This is a genomic window from Stappia sp. G46H5W, from assembly GCF_058448995.1.
Genome location: NZ_JBZFLL010000002.1, coordinates 904710 through 929451 on the forward strand (window position 1 = coordinate 904710; position 24742 = coordinate 929451).

The window sequence follows — 24742 nt, forward strand, 5'->3', positions numbered from 1 at the left end:
TCGGAGCGGATCGGAGCATGCAATCGTGACAAGTCCAAGACCAAAATGCACCTTCGCTCAACTGAGGCGCCGCGGCTGACGCTCTTCCCTCAAACATGCCGCGACAGGTCACCGGAGATTTCCTAAGAATGGCGCACCCAACCGCTTTCCGGGAGCAGACCCATGGCGTCACTTGCCGACTTTCCGATCACGCGCCGCTGGCCGGCAGCCCACCCTGACCGTCTTCAGCTCTACTCGCTGGCAACCCCGAATGGCATCAAGGTATCCGCAGCTCTGGAAGAGCTTGGCCTTCCCTATGAGGCCCACAAGGTTTCGTTCGACACGAACGACCAGATGACGCCGGAATTCCTGTCGCTGAACCCTAACAACAAGATCCCGGCGATCCTCGACCCCAACGGGCCGGACGGAGAGCCTCTGGCCCTGTTCGAGAGCGGCGCAATCCTGCTGTACCTTGCGGAGAAGACCGGCAAGCTGATCCCCGCCGATGCGGCGGGACGCTATCACTGCATCCAGTGGCTGATGTGGCAGATGGGCGGACTGGGGCCGATGTTCGGCCAGCTCGGCCATTTTCACCATTTCGTCGCCGATAAGGTCAAGGATCCCTATCCGCGCGAGCGCTACACGGCGGAGGCGAAGCGCCTTCTTGCCGTGCTGGAGCAACGTCTGGACGGGCGCCCCTACATCCTGGGCGACGACTACTCCATCGCAGATATCGCGGTCTGGCCCTGGATCCGCACGCTCGGCGGCTTCTACGGCGCGGGCGAGATCACCGGCCTCGACACGCTGGCGAATGTCCAGCGCTGGTTTGCCGACTGCTCCGAGCGCCCTGCCTCGCAGCGCGCCGTATCCATTCCGTCCTGACGGAAAGAGACCTTCCCTGTGCCGGCCTCAAGCCGGCATGGGGATCCCGCTCGTAACGCTGGGTACGTCGTAGCCGCTCCGCACTGCCGGCCGTGCCGCCACCTCGAGATACCAGCGCCGAACGTTGGGATAATCGGCGAGGTTGATGCCCTGCCATTCGAAGCGGCTTGCCCAGGGCCAAATCGACATGTCGGCGATGGAATACTCGCCCGCCACGAACTGGTGTTCCGAGAGCTGGCGATCCAGCACGCTGTAAAGGCGCTTGGCCTCGCTGGCATAGCGCTCCTCGGCGTAGGGTGCCTTGCCGGGATTGAAATGCAGGAAATGGTGGGCCTGGCCCAGCATCGGGCCGAAACCACCCATCTGCCACATCAGCCATTCGATGACCCGCAGCCGCTCCGGCCCCTCCGGAGGGAGAAAACGACCGGTCTTTTCGGCGAGATAGAGCAGGATGGCACCCGATTCCATCAGGCTCACGCCGGCTTCGCGGTCGATGATCGCCGGGATCTTGCTGTTGGGAGAAATGTGGACGAACGCCGGCGCATGCTGTTCGGCATTGGTGATATCGACCGGGAACACCTCATAGGGAAGCCCGCATTCTTCCAGCATGATCGAGACCTTGCGGCCGTTCGGCGTGCTCCAAGTGTACAGGTCGATCATATTCCGCATCTCCATTCCCGATCCGGCCGGCCCGTCCAAGGCCTTATTGCCGCGCAGCCTGCGCGCGGCCAACGCGAAGGTGCCCGACCTGACGATCTTGCGCAAGCGTCATACAGTGAGCCCCCACATCCTTTTATTGTTCACCTCGCGCGTACAGTGAATTCAGCTGCATGCGGTTGATGACGCCGCGCCTTCATACGATCTCCTGCCGAGGCCGCAATCGCGGTCGCTGCCCACTACCGCAAACAAAATGCCAGGAGTTCTGTATGATCCGTCTGACCGCCGCCGCACTGGCGCTCGCCCTTGCCGCCGTTCCCGCAATTGCCGAGCCGGTTGCCTACGACTTCGACAAGTCCCACGCCAACCTGACCTTCTCCTACAACCACCTCGGCTATTCGACGACCGACGGCCGCTTCGGCGACTGGGAAGGCGAACTGGTGATCGACCAGGAGACGCCGGCCAACTCGCGTATCTCGATGACCGTCAACACCGACAGCCTCGACACGTTCTGGGGCGAGCGCGACACGCACCTCAAGAGCGCTGACTTCTTCGAGGTCTCCGCGCACCCGACCGCGACCTTTGTCTCCACCAATGTCGAGAAGACCAGCGAGAACACGCTGGCCGTCTCCGGCGACCTGACCATCAAGGGCATCACCAAGCCGGTGGTGTTCGACGTGACGGTCAACACCATCGGCGAGCATCCGATGGCCAAGACCCCGGCCGTCGGCCTGGATGCGACCACCGTCGTCAAGCGTTCGGACTTCGGCATGAACATGTTCGTGCCCTATGTCGGCGACGAGGTTACGATCTCCTTCAGCGCCGAAGCTCTGCAGGCGAAGTAATTTGGAGTTTTCGGGAACGGGCCTCCTCCCAGGCTCGTTCCCGCCCCTCCGGCAGCGAGGAATGGATACGCCATGCAACTGCGCAATACCCGCTCTGGCTATGGCCTTGTTGCCATCCTGTTTCACTGGACGATGGCGCTGCTCATCATCGGGCTGTTCCTGTTCGGCAAGTACATGTCGGGGCTCGACCCGATGGCGCCGGACACTTTCACGCTCTACCAGTTGCACAAGTCGCTCGGCTTCCTGGTGCTCGCGCTTGTGCTGGCACGGCTCGCCTGGCGTTTCGCCAATCCCTCACCGGCCCTGCCGGAGACGATGCCGAGAATCGAGCGTCTCGCAGCCCATCTCGGACATGCCGGCCTTTACGCCTTGATGCTGGCGATCCCGCTGTCCGGCTGGCTGATGGTCTCCGCGTCGCCTTGGGGAATTCCGACCGTGGTGTTCGACACCCTGCCTGTCCCTCATCTGCCCGTACCATCGGCGCTGGGCACAAAGGCTGAGGCCGAAAGCGCGCTGAAGGAGGTCCATGAGCTGTTGGCCAACGGATTGCTTCTTCTTGTGCTGCTCCACGCGGCGGCCGCGCTCAAGCACCATTTTCTCAACAGGGACGATGTGCTGCGCCGCATGGTCCGTACCGCCTCCACAGGGCGCAAGGACTGACCTCCACCGCCCCTGACAGCCCTCAAGCTGCGCCTCGCACCGCGTCCCCTCCCGTCGCGGCGATGCGGAAGCCTAGACACAAGGTTCATGACGATGTTCGCATATCGAAATTTCCACGGCCGTGCTCTCGGCCTCGCCCTGGCGAGCCTTCTTGCCGCCGGTCCGGCGGCTGCCAGCGACTGGTCCGTCGACGCGGCCCAAAGCAGCCTTTCCTTCGTCGCCACGCAGAACGGCAGCCCGGTCGAGGGTCGTTTTGAAAACTGGTCGGCGGAGATTTCACTCGACCCGGACAACCTCGCCGATGCCCGTATCCGCGCTGTCATCGAAACCGGCACTGCCGGCACCGGTCAGCCGCAGATCGACCAGACGCTGTCGAGCGCCTCGTGGTTCGACCCGTCCAGCCATCCGCAGGCGGTCTTCGAATCCTCGCAGATCACGGCCCTTGGCGATGGGCGCTATCAGGCCGCCGGCGAGCTGTCGATCAAGGGCAAGGCAGTCCCGCTCACCCTGCCCTTCACGTTGGAGATCGACGGCGACACCGCCCGTGCCCAGGCCGAGGTTCCGTTGATGCGCCTGGTCTTCGGCATCGGCTCGGACATCCCGGCCTCCACGGTCGGCGACGAGGTCTCCGTCAAGATCGGCATCACCGCCACGCGGTAACGACGGGTGCCGCCGGGAGGGCGCGGGAGCCTGCGCTCGCCTCCCGTACTCCCTCCCGCGCAAGTCGACTTGGCGGGCGGCAAGGTGATGGCGTAAAAGGCATCCAAACCTATCCACCTCAGCTTCCAGCCAAGGCAGACCGATGTCCGAGACCACGCCTCCCGACTATCGCCACTCCACGCTGTTCCCCCTTGCGGCAGACCCCACGCCCTACCGCAAGCTCACCTCCGACTACGTCTCGACCGCAACGTTCCAGGGCGAAGAGGTGCTGGTGGTGGAGCCGGAAGGGCTGCGCATCCTCGCAGAGGAAGCTTTTGCCGATATCAACCACTACCTGCGGCCCGGGCACCTGGAGCAGCTGCGCAAGATCCTCGACGACCCGGAGGCAACCGAGAACGACAAGTTCGTCGCCTTCGACCTGCTGAAGAACGCCAATATCTCGGCTCATGGCGTGTTGCCGATGTGTCAGGACACCGGCACCGCCATCATCATGGGCAAGAAGGGCCGCCGCGTGTGGACCGACGGCAGCGACGAGGCGAAGCTCGCCGAAGGCGCGCGCGACGCGTATTTCAAGAAGAACCTGCGTTATTCGCAGCTCACCCCGCTGTCGATGTTCGAGGAGAAGAACACCTCCAACAACATGCCGGCGCAGGTCGAGCTCTATAGCGAGGGCGACGACGCCTACAAGTTCCTGTTCATGGCCAAAGGCGGCGGCTCGGCCAACAAGACCTTCCTCTACCAGGGCACCCCGTCGCTGCTGACGCCGGACCGGCTCGTCGAGTTCATCAAGGAGAAGATCCTGACGCTCGGCACAGCCGCCTGCCCGCCCTATCACCTTGCCATCGTCATCGGCGGCACTTCCGCCGAGACCACGCTCAAGACGGTCAAGCTCGCCTCCGCCCGCTACCTCGACCAACTGCCGACGACAGGCTCCGAACTCGGGCATGCCTTCCGCGACCTGGAGATGGAAGAGCAGATCCACAAGCTGACCCAGGCGACCGGTGTGGGAGCGCAGTTCGGCGGCAAGTATTTCTGCCACGACGTGCGCGTTATCCGCCTGCCCCGTCACGGCGCCTCGCTGCCCATCGGCATCGGCGTCTCGTGCTCGGCAGACCGCCAGGCGCTCGGCAAGATCACCCGCGACGGCATCTATCTGGAGCAGCTGGAGCGCGAGCCGCACAAGTACATGCCCGAGGTGACGGACGACACCCTGTCCGATCACGTCGTCAAGGTCGACCTGACCCGGCCGATGCCGGAGATCCTGGCCGAGCTGACCCGTCATCCGATCAAGACCCGCCTGTCGCTGAGCGGACCGCTGATCGTGGCGCGCGACCTCGCCCATGCCAAGCTGCGCGAGCGGCTGGAAAAGGGCGAACCGCTGCCCGACTATTTCAAGAACCACCCGATCTACTATGCAGGTCCCGCGAAGACGCCGGAAGGCTATGCCTCCGGGTCCTTCGGCCCGACCACGGCCGGTCGTATGGATGCCTATGTCGACCAGTTCCAGGCAGCCGGCGGGTCCATGGTGATGCTTGCCAAGGGCAACCGCTCCGCGCAGGTGCGCCGCGCCTGTCAGGCCCATGGTGGCTTCTATCTGGGCTCCATCGGCGGCCCGGCCGCCCGTCTTGCCCAGGACTGCATCAAGAAGGTCGAGGTCGTCGAGTTCCCCGAACTCGGCATGGAAGCGATCTGGCGGATCGAGGTCGAGGATTTCCCCGCCTTCATCGTCATCGACGACAAGGGCAACGACTTCTTCAAAGAGCTCAATCTCGGCTGACGGCCGAGGCACCTACCTACCTGCGAGCGTGACGACGGCATTGCGACCACCTTTCGGTCGGCAAACTCACGATCATGTGACCGCCGTCACGCCAACCATTTTCCGATTATGGCAGTTTCCTGTCCGTCGAGACCTTTGCATTAACCGCATTGCAAGGGACACTGGGAAGTATCGTTACGGAGCCAGATCGTTACACAGCGCCACGCAGGCAACGCACCGGAGCCTCCTCCGCAACACCATTCCTCCGGGGACGGGTTGTCATCCGAGTTTCATCGCGTTGTTGCATGGGTTCAGGCTGGTTCGGACGACCACCGGATGGGGAAACTGGATATGCGCCTTTTCAACCTGCTTGCCGCCACGCTCGTCGCCGCGACCATCGCGACGCCTGCGGCTGCGAACAGCTTCTTTGATCCCGCCACCCGCAAGTGGGTGGACTTCAGCGCTCACGGCGCCCCGAGCGGCAAGTCGCCGATCCCTCGTGAAACCGTGCGCTACAATGGTCCCCATGCTCCGGGCACGATCATCATCGATACCGGCGAGCGCCGCCTCTACCACGTCCAGGAAAATGGCCGTGCGATGAAGTACGGCATCGGCGTCGGCCGCGAGGGCTTCCAGTGGGCCGGCACCCAGCGCATCAGCCGCAAGGCCGAGTGGCCGGGCTGGACGCCGCCGCCGCAGATGCGCGCCCGCGAGCGCGCCAAGGGGCGCGTGCTGCCGGCGCATATGCCGGGCGGTCCGAACAACCCGCTGGGCGCGCGCGCCATGTATCTCGGCAACACGCTGTACCGCATCCACGGTTCCAACGAGCCCTGGACCATCGGAACCGCGGTTTCGTCGGGCTGCATTCGCATGGCCAATGACGATGTCGTGCATCTCTACGACCGCGTCGATGTCGGCGCGCGGGTGGTGGTCAAGCGCTGAGCTGCGAACCAGCTTCGAAAATGATAAAGGGCCGGCGATTGCGCCGGCCCTTTTTCGTTGATCCGCCCGCATTCCAACGCAATCCTTCATCCTGACAAGCACGCGCAGGGAGAGCGGGCACATGACGGGACGCAGGACGCAGCGGCGGCACGCCGCATCTTCTCATCAGCTGACAGGATTCCAGACCGCTGTCCTTGGGGGGCTTTTCGCTGCCACCCTTTGCCCTGCGCTGCTGGCGCCCGGGTCAGCTGCCGCGCAGACGCCCGACGATGCGCTTGCACAGCGCGGCAAGGCCCTATCGCAACTCCATTGCGCGCGGTGCCATGTGGTGACGCCGGAGAACCGGATGACCGGCATCTCCTCCACCCCGTCCTTCATGATCATGGTCAGTGCGCTGGACGACTGGCACGACCGGTTTGCCACCTTCCTCGCGCGCCGTCCTCACCCTGCGCATCTGCGCTTCGAGAACGAGCCGCCCCGCCCCCAGGACAGTCCGGCCACGCTGGCCGAGGTCATCCTGACCCAGGACGACCTTGAGGCGATCCTTGCCTATGCCGAAAAGCTGGCAGTCACGTCGCGCTGATCTCAGCCGAGCACGACCACCTTGGCGCCCACCTCGACCCGGTCGTAGAGATCGATGATGTCCTGGTGCCACATGCGGATGCAGCCCGACGAGGCGTTGGTGCCGATGGAACGCGGCTGGTTGGTACCGTGGATCCGGTACAGCGTGTCGACATTGCCCTGCCACAGGTAGAGGCCGCGCGCGCCGATGGGATTGCGCGGGCCGCCGTCCTGGCCATCGCGATACTTCTCGAGGGATGGATCGCGGTCGATCATCTCCGCCGGCGGGAACCACTTGGGCCATTCGCGCTTGAAGCGGATCGTCGCATCGCCAGACCAGGCAAAGCCGGCACGGCCGACACCGATGCCGTAACGGATCGCCTTGCCGCCCGGCTGGATCAGATAGAGAAACTTGGCATGCGGGTCGACGACCACGGTTCCCGGCTCGTGGCGGCTCATGTAGCGAACCGACTGGCGGAGATAGCGCGGATCGAACTCCTTCCACGGAATGGCCGGAATATTGAAGCCGCCGTCGCGTCGCGCCGCATAGGCCAGCGCATAATTGGGCGCCCCTTCCGTCGTCACCTCGAGGCCGGCATTGCGGATCGCGCCGCTCTTGGTCTGGCATGCCGCAAGCAAAAGCGGCAGACCGGCCAGAAGCGCCCGGCGGCTCATCCCGCTTGCATTGCTTGCGACCTGCTGTCCGGCCGACCGGACTGTCGCTCCATCACCGCTCACGATTCGCACTCTCCGAAGTGATTCCAACTGCTGCAACTATGCAGACGATTCCAAGCGGCTGTCGACGCCAGTTTCAGCGGCTCGGCTCGCGGGAAAGGCCCTTTTCCTCCAGCTCGCGCAGATAGCCGCCCCACAGTTCCTCGCGCTCGTTCGCCAGCTTGAGGAAATAGTCCCAGGAGAAGATCCCGGTATTGTGAAGGTCGTCGAAATGGATGCGCACCGCATAGTTGCCGACCGGATCGAGCTGCAGGATCCCCACATTCATCTTGCCGGGCACCGTCTTGCGCTGCGCCGGAGAATGTCCCTGCACCTCGGCAGAGGGGGAGCAGACCCGCAGATACTCAGCGGAGTATTCGTGCGCCTCGCCAGTGTCGAAGGTGACGGTGAGCCGCTTGCGGTCCTTGCTCAGGCGGAGTTCCGTCGGCCAGGGCTTGCTGTCGGTCACGTTTCACATCCTTCCCGGTTGCGTTGCTTGCGTTGGTCGCGACGATAGAGCGGCTGCGGCAAACTGCAAGCACGACCGAGGCTGTCGGCCTCTCCTTCCTGCGCACAATTGACGCAAGTCTTCTTTCCGCTACCTTCATACCCAAAATGGGGAGGAGTCCGGAGGCACCGCGCATCCGGCGTCCAGGTATCAAGAGGCCGCACCGGCGGCCGGGCAAGGAACACACGATGTCCCAGCAGATGATCGACCCGTTCGGGCGAACCGTCAGCTATCTCCGCGTTTCCGTCACCGACCGTTGCGACTTCCGTTGCGTCTATTGCATGGCCGAGGACATGACTTTCCTGCCGAAGCGGGAGGTTCTGAGCCTTGAGGAACTCGACCGGCTGTGCTCCGCCTTCATCGTCAAGGGTGTGCGAAAGTTGCGCCTGACCGGCGGCGAGCCGCTGGTGCGCAAGAACATCATGAGCCTGATCCGCTCGCTCTCGCGCCATATCGACAGCGGCGATCTGGAGGAGCTGACGATCACCACAAACGGATCGCAGCTCGCCCGCTACGCCTCGGAACTCTACGACTGCGGCGTGCGCCGCATCAACGTGTCCATCGACACGCTGGACCCGGCGCGGTTCCGTGCGATCACCCGTTGGGGCGACCTTGCCAAGGTGATGGACGGGATCCGCGCGGCCACCGAAGCCGGCCTCTCGGTCAAGATCAACATGGTCGCCCTGAAGGGCGTCAACGAGCACGAGATCGTGCCGATGATCGAATGGTGCCACGGCAACGGCTACGATCTGACGCTGATCGAGACCATGCCGCTCGGCGAGATCGAGGAAGACCGGACAGACCAGTACCTGCCCCTTTCTCTGGTACGCGCCAACCTTGCCGAGCGCCTGACCCTCGAGGACATTCCCTACAAGACCGGCGGCCCGGCCCGGTACGTGCGCATCGCCGAAACAGGCGGACGGCTGGGTTTCATCACGCCGATGACCCACAATTTCTGCGAAAGCTGCAATCGCGTCCGCGTGACCTGCACCGGCATGCTCTACATGTGCCTCGGCCAGGATGACAGCGCCGACCTTCGCGCGGCGCTGCGGGCCTCGGAGAGCGACGAACTGCTCTATTCCGCCATCGACGAGGCGATCGGGCGCAAGCCGAAGGGCCACGACTTCATCATCGACCGGCGCACGCGCCAGCCCGCTGTTTCCCGCCACATGAGCGTGACGGGCGGCTGACATGACGGAGGCTCCCGTCGCCCCCCGCTCCCCGCGACCGCGAGCCATCGACGGGATCGCCGCACGTCTTGCGGCGCTCGCGATCGCCGCGGGACTGGCGGGGGCCATGGTCTGGATCGGAAAGGTCGGATTTGCCGGCGTTGCCATGACGCCGTTCGAAAGTTCGGGCACCGTCGCTGCCGGCATGGCCTCGTCCGGCAACCCGCAGCTCGATGCGTGCCTCGCCGAGCGTGTCGGCGCTGTCGACCAGATGCGCAAGGAAGGACTGGTCGACGCGGCTCGCTACGAGACGTTCCGCTCCCGAGCGGTCAGCTATTGCGAGAGCCAGTTTCCGCCCCAGTAGCACCCCGCCTCAGCAGGACTACCTCGGTTCGTCCTTTCAGGTGAAGCGAACCCGCCGGCGCGCCGGGCGGGCCGGCTCTTGAACGGCCTGCGTTCGAGAAGGCACCGTGTCATCGTCGTCGCGGGCCTGCGGAACGGCGAGCGAAAGCGACCCCTCCTGCCCGTCCTCGGCCTCTGGCGCCTGCGCCGTCAGGGCGTGCGGTTCCTCATCCTCCGGCGGCGCACTTTCGGCGACCTGCGCGTCGGCGCCTTCGGGAGCGTCCGGCTCAGCCACGTCGGAAGCGGGTTCGTCCGCGTCCTCTGAAGTCGCAACGGTATCGACCGCATCCGCGACCGCCTCCAGCTTTTCCTCCACCTCGGACATCCAACTGTAGCCTTTGCCGACCTGCCAGGACGAGCGGATCCCATCGGCGAAGGTCTCGACCGTACGATAATCCTCGTCGTAGTCGTTGAGGCCGTCGACGCAGGCCAGAACCGGGTTGGAGCGCCAGAGCTTGCGCAGCGCCGCGTTCTTTAGCTGGGTGGACACGCCGTCCTTGAGGAACAGCGAGAAATCGGAGTCGAAGCCGAGTGTCTCGAGATCGACAGCCTCCGCTGCCGCCCGGTTGGCGTCGGCGATTTCCTCCCGGGTCGGCTGCTGACGCCCAACGCCTCCCTCCGGCTCGCCGCCGGCAAGCTCGGAGACGGGCTCCAGGGGCTCCGCGCGCTCCTCTTCGGCACTCTCGTTGACCTGCTGACGCGCCGCCTGCTTGCGCTGCGACCAGCGCGAGAGAAAGCCGCGGTCGGTCTCGGTGCTCACGACTCCCGCTCCTCTCTGCGGCCGAGCGGCGAGAAGATCGGCTCCTTGCCGAAAATCTGCTTCTCGGTCTCGATGCGGTCTCGGCGGCGCTTGCGGAAGGCCGGCGCCTCCGGCAACGAGGCAAGGTACTGTGCCATCCAGGCAACCGTCTCCCGGGGCATCGCCACCCGCTCCACCAGTCCGGCGGCGCTGTCGAGAACACCCTGCGCCTCGTAAGGGTCGGCGGTGACACCGCGCGGCCTGTAGGGCGGCATGGCAGGTGTGATCTCGTCATCCAGCATTGCCCAGATCGACGGGGAGCCGGTCTCGATATTCGCGTCGTAGGCCTCCACCATCTTGTGATGAAGCACGAGCATGTGCGGCGAGGACAGATAGCGCGTGACGCCATCGTCTTCGTGGATGACCGTCCAGCCGTCGGTTGCCGGAGCGTCGGAGATCACTTCCGTGATCTTCCACGACCAATCCGCCCATTTCGAAGAGGACGGACGACGCTCCAGCACGATGCCGAACGGCGCAATCACTTCCCTTTGCACGTAAATTCCTCCCCGCAAGGTGCGGTCCGATATTGTTGTATCTGCGTAATTCTGGGGCACCCGAGAGGGAAAGGCAATGCGGCCGTATCGGCTCCCGCCCTCACCGCCCCTCGACTTCCGACAAGGATGCGCACAAGTTCAGGCAGGTAAGGAAAATCCTCACGAATTGCGCTAGTGTCGAGCAAATCGAACAAGAGCGGCTCGCCAGTGCTCCAGAGCAGGACGGGCACGCGCCACGGAGGAACGACATGGCGTCGAGCAAACCCCGGATCATGCTGTGCAACTGCGAAAAGACCATGCGTCTCGACGCAGGCCGGATTGCAGGACTGGACAAGGACCACACCGTGCACACCCAGCTGTGCCGCGCGCAGATGGCCTCGTTCGAAAAGGCGCTGGCGACCGGCGAGCCCCTCCTTGTCGCGTGCACGCAGGAAGCCCCGCTGTTCCAGGAAGTCGCGGAGGAACGTGGCGCCGAGCAGGAACTGTCCTTCGTCAACATCCGCGAGCGCGCCGGCTGGTGCGCCACCTCGACCGATCCCCATCCCAAGATCTCAGCCGTGCTCGCCGAAGCGCTGGCACCCTCGGTCCCTGCCGCCCTGCACTCGATCGAGTCTGATGGGGTCTGCCTCGTCTATGGCGCGGGCCAGCAGGCGCTCGATGCGGCCCGGGCCCTGGAGGGGCGGCTGTCGGTCTCTCTGCTGCTCAGCGATGCCTCGGATCTAATCCTGCCCGGCACGCTGGAAATCCCGGTACATATGGGACGCATCCGCACTGTTGGCGGGTCGTTGGGCGATTTCGAGGTCACGGTCGACGGCTATGCCCAGATGCTGCCATCCTCGCGCGGGGCTCCCTCCTTCGCCCTGCCCCGTGACGGCGCACGCGCCAATTGCAGCCTGATCCTTGATCTGTCCGGCGAGACCCCACTGGTCAGCGCCCCGTCCAAGCGCGATGGATACATCCGTGTCGATCCGGGCAATCCGGCCGCGGTGGCGCGGGCGATGTTCGACATGGCCGACATGGTCGGCACGTTCGAAAAGCCGCTCTACGTCACCTACGACGCTTCGATCTGCGCCCATGGCCGCTCGGGCAAGACCGGCTGTACCAACTGCCTGGACGCGTGTCCGGCAGGAGCGATTTCCAGCACCGGGCGCGAGATCGCCATCGATCCGGGCATTTGCGGCGGCTGCGGCTCCTGCGCGGCGCACTGCCCCACCGGTGCGGTCAGCTACCGCTACCTGAACCGTAGCAGCCAGATCCGCCGCCTCCAGGCCTTGCTCGGCACCTATCGCGAGGCCGGCGGCAAGAATGCCGTTCTCCTCGTCCACGAAAGCCAGCATGGCGGCGACATCATCAATGCGCTCGCCCGCCTCGGCGAGGGCCTGCCGGGCAACGTGCTGCCGCATGGCGCCCATGCCGTCACGAGCTTCGGCCATGACGCGATTCTTGCCGCCGTGCTTGCCGGTGCACAGCGCATCGTCTTCCTCTGCCCGCCCTCCAAGGCGCACGAGCTGGATGCCCTGCGCATGGAAATCGAGCTGTGCGAGAGCCTGCTGGCCGGCATGGGATACAAGCCGTCCGGCACCTTCGCCATCGCTGTCGAAGACGACCCCGACGCGGTGTCCGGCTATTTCCCCGTCGAGGCGAATGCCCTCGCCGTCCGGTCGGCAAGCTTCGATCCAGTCGGTGGCAAGCGCGACGTCGCGCGTAGCGCGATCGCCCGTCTGCTGGAAGGTGCCCCGGCGTCGCAGGAGTTGATTGCGCTGCCCGCGCACGCGCCTTATGGCCGCATCCAGATCGCTTCCGACGGTTGCACGCTCTGCCTTGCCTGCGTTTCCGCCTGCCCGACGGCTGCGCTTTCCGACAATCCGGACAAGCCCCAGGTCAGCATCACGGAAGCGGCCTGCGTGCAGTGCGGTCTGTGTGCCAATACCTGCCCGGAACAGGTCATCACGCTGGACGCGCGCTACAACGCCGCTCCGAGCGCCATGCGGCCCGAGGTCTTGCACGAAGAAGAGCCGGCGACCTGCGTTTCCTGCGGCAAGGCCTTCGGCACGCGCTCGTCCATCGCCCGCATCCGCGAAAAGCTGTCCGGCAAGCACTGGATGTTCCAGCGTGCCGACCAGATCGCCCTGATCGAGATGTGCGACGACTGCCGGATCTCGGCCCAGTGGGAAATGGACGACACGCCGCTGCGGGGCGGCGCAAGGCCGCGGATCGTCACGACCGACGATTATCTGGCGATGGAAAAGGGCTCGCTCACCGCGGACGATTTCCTCAAGGACAACTGAAATCGACCGGTCGCTGCCGCCCGGCGGCGACCGGTTTTCGCCCCAGCGGCGTCACGCACTTCCAGCCGGCGGATCCAGCTCCGGATCGGCAAGGTTCTGACGCAGCATTTCCCGGTAGCTCTCGACCATTTTGGTCACGAAGTCCTCGTGATCCTCGACGCCGACCACCGCCTTTGCCACATGGGCGTTGTAGCGGGCCGCCGCCCAGAGGAAGGCCATCTGCAGGTCCGTGGCCGGGATCTTGCGGTTCTCGCGGTTCGCCACGTCGATGAACTTGCCCGCGACCTGCAGGAAACCGGTCGTATCGAGTGTCCCTGACGCGCGTCCTGCGCGCCGTTCCTGTCTGTTGGCCATGCGGGAAACGTTCCTCTCCTGTTGATGTGGTCTGGACCTGTCCGCCTTGCAGCGAAGGTCAGCTTATCTCGAACCAGCTCATCATCCCGGCTTCCTGATGTTCGAGCATGTGACAGTGAAGCATCCACTTGCCGGGATTGTCGGCAACGAAAGCGATCTCGACGCGCTCGCCCGGCGCGGTCAGCACCGTATCGCGCCACTCTTCCCGTGCGACCGGGGCACCGTTTCGGCTGAGAACCCGGAAGTGGTGTCCATGCAGGTGGATCGCATGCGGCCAGCGCGTGTCGTTGACGATGGGCATGCGCACCGTTCGGCCGAGCGCGGTCGAAAACAATGCCGGGTCATGATGGCTGCCGGCGACGCCGTTGAAGCTCCAGAGCTTGCCGGCCTCCATGAGGTCGCGCATGCCCTTCCTCTCGCCATGCAGCATCGCGGCGCCCATGCGCCCCATCGCCCCACCCTCCATCAGGAGGTCGACCGAAAGCGCGCCTTCGAGATCGAGCGCGCTCGCCAGCGGGTTCCCCGGCAGCCGCAAAGTCTCGGGCAGCGGTGCCGTACGAGCGATCGGCTCGCCTTCTGCGCGCAGCTCGCAGGCCGCGAAGGGATCGCGCGAGACTTCCTCGATCTTGAACACGCCCGCCTCGCCCGGCACGTCGACCACAAGGTCGCAGCGCTGCGCCGGCGCGATCTCCAGCGTCTCCTCTGCCAAGGGATAAGGCTCGACCGGCTGGCCATCCAGCGCCAGGACGACCGGCGCTAGCCCGGCAAAGCGGAGCTGGAGCACACGCGCATTGGCGGTGTTGAGGACACGCAGACGCAGGCGCTCGCCGGGCCTGACAGTCTGTTTCAGATAGGGCTGGCCGTTGACGGTCAGCACATTGCCGAGACGCCCCGCATGGGCCCAGTCGTGCAGCATCCCCAGGCTTGCGACATCGATCTGCCGCGCCTCGTCGAGCCGCCAGTCGTCGAAGGCCAGGACAATGTCCTGATCGACAGCCACCGGCTCCTGCTCCTCCACGATCAGAACGCCGTAAAGGCCGCGCGCCAACTGTTCCCAGCTGCGGTTGTGCGGGTGATACCAGAAGGTGCCCGCGTCCGGCGCCTTGATCAGATACTCGAAGGTCTCGCCGGGCTCGACGGGCTCCTGCGTCAGGCCGGCAACACCGTCATAGGCATTGTCGATCCGGATGCCATGCCAATGGATGGTTGAGGGCTGCTCGAGTTCGTTGCGGAAGCGCACGCTCAGGGTTTCACCCTGGCGCATGCGCAGCACCGGTCCCGGCACGCCGCCGTCATAGCCCCAGATGTCCGCCAGCGGGCCGCCCTCTTCCCAAAGCGAGGCCTTGCCCGGCTTTGCCACCAGCTCCGTCGGCCCGGACGTGCTCGCCAGCGAGAGGCGCGGCAGGAACGGCAGGGCGCTTGCGGCAAGCGCGGACTGGAGCAGGAAACGGCGCGACGGCCCGGAGCTTCTCGTCATTGCAGAACCTCGTGTGGCTTTTGGCTTCACGGACTGCCGGTAAATGGTGCAAGGCGCAGCGCCGGCAAGCAGCATATGGGAGACGAAGATACCGTCTGCCGCACGGCTTGCCTATTCCACCGCTTCCAGCAGCCTCGCAAACACGCCGGAGGCGACGGCAACGCAGCAGCAGACAGTCATGACAAGAACCAGCGGCCAGATGGTTCCCGGCCAAAGAACACCTGTCAGCAGCCAACCGACCAGCGCGGAGGTGATCGCACCGGCGCCGATCTGCATGCTGCCGGTAAAGCCCGAGGCGGCGCCGGCAAGGTCCGGCCGGACGCTGACGGCACCGGCGATCGCATTGGGCAAGGACATGCCATTGCCGATGCCGACGAGGAACATCGGACCGAACAGCGAGAGCGGACGCGGCTCCCCCATCCAGAACGCGGTCGCCATGATGATCACCGCAAGACTGAGGACGATGTTGCCGCCGTTGATCATCCGGCCGATGCCGATCCGTGCCGAAAAGCGCCCCGACGTCCAGTTTCCGACGATGTAGCCCCCGGCGACCATCATAAAATAGAGCCCATAGGTCGAGGGCGTCATGTTCATGAGTTTTGCCGCGATGAAAGGCGCGCCTCCAAGGAAGGAGAAGAACACCGCGGACGTGAAGGCCGAAGTCAGCGCATAGCTGACGAAGAGCGGCGAGCGGGCGAGCACGCCGTAGCTGCGCGCCAACCCGCGCAATCCGCCGCCTGCGGCAGCGCGGTTGTGATTGGTCTCATGCAGCTCGAACCAGGCCCAGATGAAGACGATGATGCCGAGAACGACCATCAGATAGGAACTGGTGCCCCACCCGAAATTCTCATCCAGCGCACCACCTATGGCCGGCCCGACCATCGGGGCGACGGCCAGGCCCATGGTGACGTAGCCGATCATGCTGGCCGCCTGGCTGCGGTCGAACAGGTCGCGCACGATGGCGCGCCCCAGCACGATGCCGGCGCAGCCGCCAGATGCCTGCAACATGCGGCCGACGAGCATCGTCTCGATGGTGTCCGCCAGCGCACAGATGATGCTGCCGACGATGAAGATGCCAAGGCCCCACATCAGCACGGGACGCCGCCCGTGCCGGTCGGACAACGGGCCGATGCCGATCTGCGCGATCGCCACGGCGGCGAGGTAGAGCGACAGCGTCAGCTGCACCATGCCTGCGGTCGTGTCGAAGATATCCACCAGCGTCGGCATCGACGGCAGGTAGATATTGAGAGCAAGAGGATTGACGGCGGAGACGGCAACGAGGAGCGCAATGGTGGGGCGCCGCTCCGGCACTGCCGAAGGGAGAGGATTTGTCATACGATCTGCTTTAGGGCGTGCGATGGCACGTTGGCAAGCCTTGGAAAATCCCGCCGCTCATCGCGGCAAGTCGGCCGTTGCGGCAGGTCCGGCCTCTTGCAACTTCTTGCGCTCGCGCATCAGGCTGTAGAGCCCCGTTGCCACGACGATGGCAATACCCACGAGCGTCGGCAGGTCGGGCACGTCGCCCCAGACGAAGTAGCCGATGATGATTGCCCAGACGATGATCGAATAGCGGAACGGAGCGACCAGGGAGATATCGCCGATACGCATCGCGTTGATGATGCAGACGAAGCCGATGAGGATGAAACAGGCTGCCGCGGCAAGGAATGTCAGATCGAGGAGCGACGGCATCGTCCAGGTCTCGCGGAGCGAAAGCGCAAGCCCGGTCACGGTGACCCCGACAAGCGTCGCGAAGGTGACGCCGAGCGTCGGAACGTTCTTCGGCAGTACATTCGTCGTGAGATCCCGCAGCGCCATGAACAGAACGCCGGCAAGCGCCATCAGCGCCCACGCGTTGAACCCCTCCATGCCCGGGCGCACGATCAGCAAGACGCCGCCAAAGCCGACCGCGACGGCCGTCCAGCGGCGCCATCCCACCGGAGCGCCCAGGAATACGGCGGCTCCTGCCGTGACCAACAGCGGCAGCGCCTGCAGGATCGCTGTCGCGTTGGCGATCTCCATGTTGAACAGCGCTGTGAGATAGAGAACGGTTGCCGTCACCTCGGCAAAGACGCGCTGACCGACAAGCCTGTTCGCCAGGAGGTAAAAGCGCCTCACCTCTCCGTTGGCTATGCCAAGGCCCAGCACCAGGGCGAGCGCCATGATGCCGCGCACGAACATGATCTCGCCAAGCGGCAGACGCTCGGAAACCAGCTTCACGAAACTGTCGTTCACGATGAACCCGGCCATGGCCAGCATCATGAACAGGATGGCGCGGCCGTTTTCCGAAGTGAACATGGCGATGTCCGATTGCTTGCGGACACGGGCCGCGGGCGGGACGTTCAGTTTCGAGGCCGAACGGGCAGGTTTGTCAACAGGTTCTGAGGCTTCATGCGCACGATATTGTCGGCGCCCATCGCAAGTCCCATCCAGACCGGCTTGCCGCGCATGCTCTCGATGGCGTCCCCCCGATTGTCGAAGTCCATGCGGAACAGGGCGACGATCCGGCCAAGATCCGTCTCCCCGACCTGCTGCCCCTGATAGAGGGCATTGAGGATGCGTGTTGCTTCCGCATCGAGCCCGACATGCCAGGACCAACGCTCGTCGCGGACCGACTGTTGCGGCTGAATGCGCACGGACACCCCGTGGAAATGGCCGATCCAGCTTTCCAGAACCCGGGCGAAGGCGTCCAGCGCAGGCTCGGTAAAGCGGAAGTCGATGGCCGTGTCGAAGCGGTCCGACCGATCCCAGTAGATCGAGGCATTCTCCTCGGTCAACACATCGAGCGAGACCGACGGCACGGGCGTTCCCGCCTCGGCGAGCAGCGCGCCGAGGCCACCCAGACCGCCGGTGCGCGAATAGGTCTCCACCGTCTCGGCGTCGGCCAGCATCAGCTGTCCATCCGCGGTCGTCACGGCCTGCTCCCGGAACAGGAGCTCGCCGGCGCGTACCCGCATCGGGTCCGCCACCTTGCGCAGCACGTTGTGGGCGATCAGGTGGACGAGTTGGTCGATGAACATCGGCGGGATGTCGATGCCATTGCCCTTGAACAGGGCAGCATAGCCACTCTCGATGCTGCCATGGGCGACCAGGTGGTCCCGGAAGCGTAGGACGACGCGATAGTTGTCGGCCGCATCCGGATCGACGATGGCCGCAAGATCGTCATCGCCAACCGCGGCGAAAGGATCGGTCATCAGCCGTTCGAAAAGGCGATGCTCAGCCTCGCAGGACTCCTCCACGGGATGGATCTCGGGCCTGGTGAAATAGGCTCGCAGGAAGTCCGGCGTCACCTGGAGGTAGCCGCTGGCATCGCGGCTCAACAGGTGCGCCCCTGACGATTTCCAGAATTGCGGCATCAGTCGTCCTCGGTCACGTCCCAGATGCGGGCATGGGGCGCATCGTCCGGGGGCGTCACAAGATGGAAGCTCTCTCGGATCGTTCCGTCGTCCTCATCGATCTCCCGGCTGACCGCCAGCAGCGCGTTGAGGTCGAGCTCGGACGCGATCTCGGCCGTATCGTTCAGCTCCGCCTCGGCGACGGGACGCGCCGCCTCTATGGATGGGGCGCCGTGCTCCTCGACGAAATGCTCGCAGAGCCGATCCAGCAGCCGCTCCCGCTCCTCTTCGGAGATCTCGGCAGGGGTCGCAAGCGTCGACCAACCGAAGTTCTCCAGCGACAGGAAACCGGAGACGAATGCCTGCCGCAGCTTCCCGGTCAGCCCCTCATCGGTATAGGCACGAAAGGCAAAGGTTCCCGGGATGACCCAGTCTCCCGCCTCCGCCGCAAGCGGAAACACCTTCGTATCCGATACATCGAGCCGGATCGCCTTGAGCAGCCGGGTCATTGGTCCATTCCCTTGTTGTGCAGCGCCAATGCGGCATCCTCGCTGTCGCGATGATCGAGATGCGCCAGGTGCTCATCGAGCGCCAACGCCACGGCGGAGCCGCCGTCGGCGGGCTTGAGCAACAGGCTGCCGGCCTCGTCGATCCCCAGGAACGTGCCACGCCGCTCGCCTTTCGGCCCGGGTACCACGATCTCCTGCTTATAGCCATCGGCACGGAACAGCCAGTTGTCGAGAACCGGAGCGAAGCCGTCAATGTCCCAGGAATGGATCCATGTCAGCATGTGCCGCGACAAGGATTCGACCGCCAGCCTGTGCCCAAGGTCGGCCGCGCCCTCGTCGACGAGGCTTGTGAGATGCGGCATCTCGCCAGGCTCCATCGCCCCATCGACGGGCGCAAGACGCAACTCGATCCCCACCACCAGCCAGAGCGGTGCCCCGTCCTCGCCGGTTTCTTGCGCCTGAGCGAACCGAGCTCGACCGACGCGCGCTCCGTTCGCGCGCAGCACCGCCGGCCATTCGTAGGTCAAGGCAACCTCCGGCGGGATCAACGCACCCATGGCGTCCGTCGTCGCGACCATGGCGAGGAACAGCATCTCGATGCCGCGCGCCGGCTCCACATCGGGCTCCAGCACCAGCGCGATGCGGACATGAGCGGGATCGGAAGACCACAGCAGGTCGCCGGCGGAGTAGTGCCGGCTCGCAGCGCCTGCCACCGCTGCCTCGAACGGATGAGCGCCGCCGTCCAGCCTGTGCCCCTTGAGCAGAGGCGGAAATACCGGCTCCGGGAGCTCGTTCATGTTGTTTTCCAGCAAGATGACAGCGTTCCTTCAAAAACTGAATCCGTCAGCGCCGAGCGCGACGATATCGATCTCATCCCAGGTCGATCTTGCCGGTGACGACGTGCTCGAACTCCTGCCCGTCCAGCGTCAGCACGACCTTCGCCGTGAGGGTGCCATCCGTCAGCCCATTGGTGCGAACATGAGTCTCCAGAGCCTGTTGCGAGGTCACGCCGACCTGCTTCAGAAACTTCCTGAGGGACATATTGAAGGTTTCGTCGTTCATGGACCTAGCCTTTCGATACGGGGCTGGAGGAGCCCCTGGTTGCACGAGATATTCTTGAGAAACTGAATCCGGGAGGGGCTCCAAGAGGTTGTTCAATCTGAAAGATCGAGCTGCACCTCAGAAACTGATTCACCCCGGCGCAACGTCAGGGCTCCGGTTGCGTCAGCCCGTTCCAGCCGACCGCGCAGGAGCGCGACGCTTGCGACCGGCCAGCCGTCGACCGCCAGGATCACGTCGTCGGCCTGAAGCCCCGCGCGTGCAGCCGGACTGTCCTCACGGACCGAAAGCACCCGCAGGCCGGCTGCAAGCGGTCCCGCTCGGGTCGGGCGCAGGCTCGCCCCGAGCGTACGGCGCGGCGAGCCCCCGGACCGGGCCACCTCGACCACCCGGCGCGCCAGCGGCTCCGACACGGCGAAATTGACGCCGATATCGCCGTCGCCGGACTTTGTGTAAATCGCGGAGAGAATGCCCACGAGACGCCCCTGGCCGTCGACCAGAGCCCCACCAGACGCGCCCGGATTGACGGCGGCATCAGTTTGCACGAAGTCCTCAACGGCATTGAAGCCGATGCCTCCACGGCCGGTTGCAGAGACGACACCGCAGGTCACGGAGACGCCAAGACCGAAGGCATTACCGATTGCACAAGCGGGACTGGCAGGCTGCGGATCGGATGCCGCCTCGAGCACCGGCAGGTCGACGTTGGCGCGAAGCAGTGCGAGATCCGTTTCCGTATCCCTGTGGACGATCTCGGCCGGATGCACGCTGCCGTCGCCAAGGCGAATGCGGACGCTTTTTGCCGCGCCGAGCACATGGTCGGCTGTCAACAAAAGACCGCCCTCACCGACTGCCACGGCCGAGCCTTCAGGCTCCTCCGTCCGAGGCTGGCTCGCCGGCCAGTCCGGCAACAGGGCGACGACGGATCGTGTTGCGGTGGCCGGGCCGGACGTCTGCGCCAGGGCCGCCGGCGCACCAGCGAAGAGGAACGCCAGCGCCGCCGCCAGGCGGATCATTCGCCCGGTCGCTTGCCGGAATCGGGCGACAGGCGGACTGCGCCCGGATTGTGGGACGAATAGACCGAGGCCGACGAATAATCGAGCTCGCGGGTCAGGTAGGCCCAGGCCCCGGTCCCGATCACCGCGAGCGCCACCATCGCGCTCAGGAACGCCTTCATTGCTTCTGTTCTCCTTGCCTCGCCGCGTCGCCTTCGGCGGGCGCGGTCGCATGTTTCAGATAGGCCACCAGCGCATCACGCTCCTCATCGCTCCGCAGACGCTGGATCGGCATCTTGGAGCCCGGCGTCACCACGTCGGGGCCATGGTCGAAAAGGTCCGAAATCGTCTGTTCGTTCCATACGAAATCGAGGCGCTTCAGCGCGGGCGAGTAGGGATACCCCGGCAAGGTCCCGACCCGTCGCCCGAACACGCCGTAAAGCGTCGGCCCGGCCCGGTTGCCGCCATCCGGCGTCAACGTATGGCAGACAGAGCATTTGCGCGCGAACTGCCGGCGTCCGAGATCATCCTCCGCCGAGACCTGGAAGCGGCGCGGAAACTGGCTGTCTACCGGTTCGAACGGCTTGCGCGGCGCCACCTGCCAGATGTTCACATAGTCGTCGAGACCCGCATACAGCGCCACTGTCCCGTCCGCCGGGAGAGCCAGACCCCAGACCGGGCCGTAAGGATTCTCGAATTCCTCCAGCAGCCCCCACTCGCCGGTATCGTAGACGCGAATACGCCCGTCGCCCCCGCCGCTGGCAAGCCGGCTGCCGTCGTGCGACAGCGCCAGAGACAGGACCGGTCGCTCGTGGCTGGCAAGCTGCTTGAACACGCTCCCTTGCGCGATGTCGACCACGGCCACGGCGCCATCTGTCGCGCCGAAGGCAAGATGCGCCTCTCCAGGCAGAAGAGCCATCACGTTGACGCCCCAGCCGTGGGAATAGACCTCTCGCAACAGTTCGCCGGTCTCCCGGTCGAACACCCGGATGGCGCCGTCGTAGGACGCGGTGAACACACGGCTTCCATCGCTGGAGAACTCGGCGGCATTAACGTTGCCGCGATGACCCTCCAGTACCGCGCGCTCGGACAGCCGGTCACCCTCAAGCGCGTAGATCCTGGCGGTACGGTCCCAGGAGGCCGTTACCGCGAAGCGCCCGTCGGCGCTGACGGACACCGCCAGCGTCTTGTCCTCGCCGGTGTCGATGCGGTCGAGCATCGCGCCATCGGCAAGGTTCCAAAGGATGACCGCGCCATCGTCTCCGACAGAGACGGCGCGCTCCCCGCCGGCAAAGGCGGCATCGTTGGCCGCCGCCTCGTGACCGATCATCCGATGGACGACGCGTCCCTCGCCTGCCTCGAACGCCCACAGGATGACCGAGTAATCGAAGGACGTTGTCAGCGCGCGCCCATCGTCTCTATCGAGCACGACAGAGCGCACCGGGCCACCGTGCCCTTGCAGCCGCTCCGGCCAGGCCGGCACCGGGTCGTCACCGGCGGCGACCGCATGGCCGCCTGCCAGTGCCAGAACCAGCGAAACGACGAAGGTTCTGACCACTGCCGACACGACGCGCTCCCGGCTACTCTGCGGGCTGGACCTTGCTCGGTCCCTTGTGCTCCGCCTCGCGGGCCATCACTTCGTCGACCCAAAGCGAATGGTGCTCCTTCGCCCAATTGAGATCGACCTCGCCGGAGCCCATGGCGTCGAAGGCGCCCTCCATGCCGATGGTGCCGATATAGATGTGCGCGATGATCACGCAGATCAGGAACACACTCATGATCGAGTGCCACAGCGAGGCAAGCTGCTGTTCCTGCAGCGGCGACAGGGAGGCCGGCAGCGAGGTTCCGAACACGGTATTCACCAGCTCGAACGTGCCGGAGAAGAAGTGCGTGGTGTACGGGAAAAGGAGGGTCCAGCCGGACATGGAAATCGACAGGCCGCCAAGGATCGTCAGCCAGAAGATCACCTTCTGACCGGCATTGAACTTCTTCGCAGGCGGATGGAGCTTGCGCGAGAAGATGCCCCCGCCCTGCAGGACCCACTTGATGTCGGTCTTGTGCGGCAGGTTATGGCTGACCCACATCACGAAGATGATGACGAGACCCGCCATGAAGGCGAAGGCGAGATAATTGTGCAGATACTTGCCGAAGATCGTCAACGCTCCGAAGGCCTCGGGACCGATGACCGGCAACAGCACATACCGGCCGTACATCACGTTCAGGCCGGTCAGCGCCAGGATGATGAAGGACGAAGCCAGAAGCCAGTGGCCGAAGCGCTCGAAGGCGGCAAAGCGGGTGATGGTCTGTTCGGACCGTCCATGCTCGATGCGGATCCGTCCACGGATCGCAAAGAACAGGCTCAGAACCACGACCATGGCCAGCATCGCCCAGCTTGCATAAAGCGCCAGCGGTCCATTGCGGATGGAGCGCCAAAGTTCGCCTTCCGACTGAACGAGCGTTGCCGCGTTCTTGTCCGGGATGGAAACCTGCCCGGCGACGCCCTGGCGGACCGCACGCCACATCTCGGTGTCGGAATCCGTCCCCAGCGTGTTGCCCGGCACCTGTCCCTGAACGGGCGATACGGTTGCCGGATCGTTGTCGACCGGCTGCGCCAAGGCCGAATCCTGGACCGAGAGCGCCAGGACCAGAGCGGCGACCACCACCATGAGCGCGGTGCGAAGCCGCCAGACAATGCCGTTCGAGATGTATGCGGGGCGCATGGTTCCCGTGTGGTACATCCTAGTCCCTCCCCTGTTCCGTCCGCAGGTTTGATCTTCAGGCTGTCGACGCGCCTCAGAAGCGCTGCCGGTTGCCGCGTTCTTGCAGCGCGCGGCGCTCTTCCGCGGTGAGCGGAGCATCGTCCGCACCCTGATAGACGCCCTTTTCGAGATGCAGCGGGCGATTCTGCTCATCGTCCCGGCACCCCGGAACGAGCACCAGCAGCGCTCCCGCGACGACCAACATGCCCCACGTGGCTGATCCCGATTTCACGTCACTCTCTCCTCAGTCGGGTTTCGGCGGGTTCCATGCCCCACCGACGCAACAGAGGCGGCCGCAGGCCGCCCCTGTCATTCTTAACGGCCTTAAAAAGGTACCGATCAGAAGCTGCCTGCCTTCTGCTCGTAGGCAGTGCCCCAGCCCCAGGCTCCGGAGCCGAAGCCGCGGGCCACGACGCGCTCACGATAGATCGACGAGACCACGTCGCCGTCGCCAGCCAGCAGAGCCTTGGTCGAGCACATCTCCGCGCAGAGCGGGAGCTTGCCCTCGGCCAGACGGTTGCGGCCGTACTTGGCGTATTCGGCCGAGGAGTTGTCCGCCTCGGGACCGCCGGCGCAGAAGGTGCACTTGTCCATCTTGCCGCGCGAACCGAAGTTGCCGGCCTGAGGATACTGCGGCGCGCCGAAGGGGCAGGCGTAGAAGCAGTATCCGCAGCCGATGCACAGGTCCTTGGAGTGAAGGACCACACCCTCGTCGGTCTGGTAGAAGCAGTCGACCGGGCACACCGCCATGCAGGGCGCGTCGGAGCAGTGCATGCAGGCGACGGAAATCGAGCGCTCGCCCGGCTTGCCGTCCTGAATGGTCACCACGCGGCGACGATTGATGCCCCACGGCACCTCGTGCTCGTTCTTGCAGGCAGTCACGCAGGCATTGCACTCGATGCAGCGCTCGGCGTCACAGAGGAATTTCATCCGTGCCATGGTTT

29 protein-coding genes are annotated in these 24742 nt (G+C 64.9%); 10 read left to right on the plus strand and 19 right to left on the minus strand.

The window, feature by feature from the left end:
* Window positions 1-162 precede the first annotated feature (162 nt).
* Window positions 163-861 carry a glutathione S-transferase C-terminal domain-containing protein gene (locus ACVJ6E_RS09850; protein ID WP_120268092.1) on the plus strand — a complete coding sequence of 233 codons (699 nt, stop codon included), beginning with the start codon at window positions 163-165 and terminating at the stop codon, window positions 859-861.
* A gap of 27 nt (window positions 862-888) precedes the next feature.
* On the opposite strand, the gene ACVJ6E_RS09855 is transcribed toward ACVJ6E_RS09850, so the two are convergent.
* On the minus strand, window positions 889-1521 hold the full coding sequence (locus tag ACVJ6E_RS09855; protein WP_120268388.1) for a glutathione S-transferase N-terminal domain-containing protein: 633 nt from the start codon (window positions 1519-1521) through the stop codon (window positions 889-891).
* Window positions 1522-1787: 266 nt separating this feature from the next.
* Between ACVJ6E_RS09855 and ACVJ6E_RS09860 the strand changes: the two genes are divergently transcribed.
* From ACVJ6E_RS09860 to ACVJ6E_RS09885, 6 genes are all read left to right on the plus strand, one after another.
* Entirely contained in the window at window positions 1788-2363 is a 576-nt protein-coding gene (locus tag ACVJ6E_RS09860; protein WP_120268093.1) for a YceI family protein, read from the plus strand.
* A 72-nt stretch (window positions 2364-2435) separates the two neighbouring features.
* On the plus strand, window positions 2436-3023 hold the full coding sequence (locus ACVJ6E_RS09865; RefSeq protein ID WP_120268094.1) for a cytochrome b: 588 nt from the start codon (window positions 2436-2438) through the stop codon (window positions 3021-3023).
* Window positions 3024-3110: 87 nt separating this feature from the next.
* The gene (locus tag ACVJ6E_RS09870; protein ID WP_120268095.1) at window positions 3111-3683 is read left to right on the plus strand and encodes a YceI family protein; all 573 of its coding nucleotides are present in this window, start codon (window positions 3111-3113) and stop codon (window positions 3681-3683) included.
* Between the two features lie 142 nt (window positions 3684-3825).
* Window positions 3826-5460: a fumarate hydratase gene (locus ACVJ6E_RS09875; RefSeq protein ID WP_120268096.1), complete on the plus strand. Its 1635-nt coding sequence runs from the start codon at window positions 3826-3828 to the stop codon at window positions 5458-5460.
* A 330-nt stretch (window positions 5461-5790) separates the two neighbouring features.
* Window positions 5791-6381: a L,D-transpeptidase gene (locus ACVJ6E_RS09880; protein WP_120268097.1), complete on the plus strand. Its 591-nt coding sequence runs from the start codon at window positions 5791-5793 to the stop codon at window positions 6379-6381.
* A 346-nt stretch (window positions 6382-6727) separates the two neighbouring features.
* Complete coding sequence (locus tag ACVJ6E_RS09885; RefSeq protein ID WP_120268098.1) at window positions 6728-6964, plus strand: hypothetical protein; 237 nt, start codon at window positions 6728-6730, stop codon at window positions 6962-6964.
* 2 nt (window positions 6965-6966) lie between these two features.
* Here the strand turns inward: ACVJ6E_RS09885 and ACVJ6E_RS09890 are convergent, their stop codons facing one another.
* Both ACVJ6E_RS09890 and ACVJ6E_RS09895 read right to left on the minus strand, forming a co-directional pair.
* A complete protein-coding gene (locus tag ACVJ6E_RS09890; protein WP_120268099.1) occupies window positions 6967-7617 on the minus strand; it encodes a L,D-transpeptidase in 651 nt (216 codons plus the stop codon).
* A 136-nt stretch (window positions 7618-7753) separates the two neighbouring features.
* A complete protein-coding gene (locus tag ACVJ6E_RS09895) occupies window positions 7754-8125 on the minus strand; it encodes a gamma-butyrobetaine hydroxylase family protein (protein ID WP_120268100.1) in 372 nt (123 codons plus the stop codon).
* A gap of 227 nt (window positions 8126-8352) precedes the next feature.
* On the opposite strand from ACVJ6E_RS09895, the gene moaA reads away from it, so the two are divergent.
* Together moaA and ACVJ6E_RS09905 are read left to right on the plus strand one after the other, a co-directional pair.
* Window positions 8353-9354, plus strand: a complete 1002-nt coding sequence (gene moaA, locus ACVJ6E_RS09900; protein WP_120268101.1) for a GTP 3',8-cyclase MoaA — start codon at window positions 8353-8355, stop codon at window positions 9352-9354.
* Window position 9355: 1 nt separating this feature from the next.
* Window positions 9356-9697 (plus strand): hypothetical protein, encoded by a 342-nt coding sequence (locus ACVJ6E_RS09905; protein ID WP_120268102.1) that lies wholly within the window; start codon window positions 9356-9358, stop codon window positions 9695-9697.
* A gap of 36 nt (window positions 9698-9733) precedes the next feature.
* Here the strand turns inward: ACVJ6E_RS09905 and ACVJ6E_RS09910 are convergent, their stop codons facing one another.
* Together ACVJ6E_RS09910 and ACVJ6E_RS09915 are read right to left on the minus strand one after the other, a co-directional pair.
* Entirely contained in the window at window positions 9734-10495 is a 762-nt protein-coding gene (locus ACVJ6E_RS09910) for a DUF3306 domain-containing protein (RefSeq protein WP_158592642.1), read from the minus strand.
* On the minus strand, window positions 10492-11028 hold the full coding sequence (locus ACVJ6E_RS09915) for a DUF3305 domain-containing protein (protein ID WP_158592643.1): 537 nt from the start codon (window positions 11026-11028) through the stop codon (window positions 10492-10494). Before ACVJ6E_RS09915 ends, ACVJ6E_RS09910 begins: the two co-directional genes overlap by 4 nt.
* Before the next feature lie 248 nt (window positions 11029-11276).
* Between ACVJ6E_RS09915 and ACVJ6E_RS09920 the strand changes: the two genes are divergently transcribed.
* Window positions 11277-13316, plus strand: a complete 2040-nt coding sequence (locus ACVJ6E_RS09920) for a 4Fe-4S dicluster domain-containing protein (RefSeq protein ID WP_120268105.1) — start codon at window positions 11277-11279, stop codon at window positions 13314-13316.
* A 51-nt stretch (window positions 13317-13367) separates the two neighbouring features.
* On the opposite strand, the gene ACVJ6E_RS09925 is transcribed toward ACVJ6E_RS09920, so the two are convergent.
* From ACVJ6E_RS09925 to fdh3B, 14 genes are all read right to left on the minus strand, one after another.
* Window positions 13368-13670 (minus strand): DUF3144 domain-containing protein, encoded by a 303-nt coding sequence (locus tag ACVJ6E_RS09925; protein ID WP_120268106.1) that lies wholly within the window; start codon window positions 13668-13670, stop codon window positions 13368-13370.
* A gap of 58 nt (window positions 13671-13728) precedes the next feature.
* The gene (locus ACVJ6E_RS09930) at window positions 13729-15147 is read right to left on the minus strand and encodes a multicopper oxidase family protein (RefSeq protein ID WP_120268107.1); all 1419 of its coding nucleotides are present in this window, start codon (window positions 15145-15147) and stop codon (window positions 13729-13731) included.
* Window positions 15148-15258: 111 nt separating this feature from the next.
* Window positions 15259-16482 carry a multidrug effflux MFS transporter gene (locus ACVJ6E_RS09935; RefSeq protein WP_120268108.1) on the minus strand — a complete coding sequence of 408 codons (1224 nt, stop codon included), beginning with the start codon at window positions 16480-16482 and terminating at the stop codon, window positions 15259-15261.
* A 57-nt stretch (window positions 16483-16539) separates the two neighbouring features.
* Window positions 16540-17442, minus strand: a complete 903-nt coding sequence (locus ACVJ6E_RS09940; RefSeq protein ID WP_120268109.1) for a DMT family transporter — start codon at window positions 17440-17442, stop codon at window positions 16540-16542.
* Between the two features lie 44 nt (window positions 17443-17486).
* A complete protein-coding gene (locus ACVJ6E_RS09945) occupies window positions 17487-18500 on the minus strand; it encodes a DUF6352 family protein (RefSeq protein ID WP_120268110.1) in 1014 nt (337 codons plus the stop codon).
* Window positions 18500-18988 (minus strand): DUF6505 family protein, encoded by a 489-nt coding sequence (locus tag ACVJ6E_RS09950; protein WP_120268111.1) that lies wholly within the window; start codon window positions 18986-18988, stop codon window positions 18500-18502. Before ACVJ6E_RS09950 ends, ACVJ6E_RS09945 begins: the two co-directional genes overlap by 1 nt.
* Window positions 18985-19785, minus strand: a complete 801-nt coding sequence (locus ACVJ6E_RS09955; RefSeq protein WP_147421836.1) for a biotin/lipoate--protein ligase family protein — start codon at window positions 19783-19785, stop codon at window positions 18985-18987. The genes ACVJ6E_RS09950 and ACVJ6E_RS09955 overlap by 4 nt, the downstream gene beginning before the upstream one ends.
* A gap of 73 nt (window positions 19786-19858) precedes the next feature.
* Window positions 19859-20050, minus strand: coding sequence for a DUF6494 family protein (locus ACVJ6E_RS09960; protein WP_120268113.1), 192 nt, complete (start codon window positions 20048-20050; stop codon window positions 19859-19861).
* 92 nt (window positions 20051-20142) lie between these two features.
* Window positions 20143-21060: a trypsin-like peptidase domain-containing protein gene (locus ACVJ6E_RS09965; RefSeq protein WP_158592644.1), complete on the minus strand. Its 918-nt coding sequence runs from the start codon at window positions 21058-21060 to the stop codon at window positions 20143-20145.
* The gene (locus tag ACVJ6E_RS09970; protein WP_158592645.1) at window positions 21057-21221 is read right to left on the minus strand and encodes a hypothetical protein; all 165 of its coding nucleotides are present in this window, start codon (window positions 21219-21221) and stop codon (window positions 21057-21059) included. Before ACVJ6E_RS09970 ends, ACVJ6E_RS09965 begins: the two co-directional genes overlap by 4 nt.
* Window positions 21218-22606, minus strand: a complete 1389-nt coding sequence (locus ACVJ6E_RS09975; protein WP_208996648.1) for a c-type cytochrome — start codon at window positions 22604-22606, stop codon at window positions 21218-21220. Before ACVJ6E_RS09975 ends, ACVJ6E_RS09970 begins: the two co-directional genes overlap by 4 nt.
* A 13-nt stretch (window positions 22607-22619) precedes the next feature.
* Entirely contained in the window at window positions 22620-23777 is a 1158-nt protein-coding gene (locus tag ACVJ6E_RS09980) for a formate dehydrogenase subunit gamma (RefSeq protein ID WP_491676438.1), read from the minus strand.
* Between the two features lie 55 nt (window positions 23778-23832).
* On the minus strand, window positions 23833-24030 hold the full coding sequence (locus tag ACVJ6E_RS09985; protein WP_147421837.1) for a hypothetical protein: 198 nt from the start codon (window positions 24028-24030) through the stop codon (window positions 23833-23835).
* A gap of 107 nt (window positions 24031-24137) precedes the next feature.
* Window positions 24138-24737: a formate dehydrogenase FDH3 subunit beta gene (gene fdh3B, locus ACVJ6E_RS09990; RefSeq protein ID WP_067214644.1), complete on the minus strand. Its 600-nt coding sequence runs from the start codon at window positions 24735-24737 to the stop codon at window positions 24138-24140.
* Window positions 24738-24742: the final 5 nt, after the last annotated feature.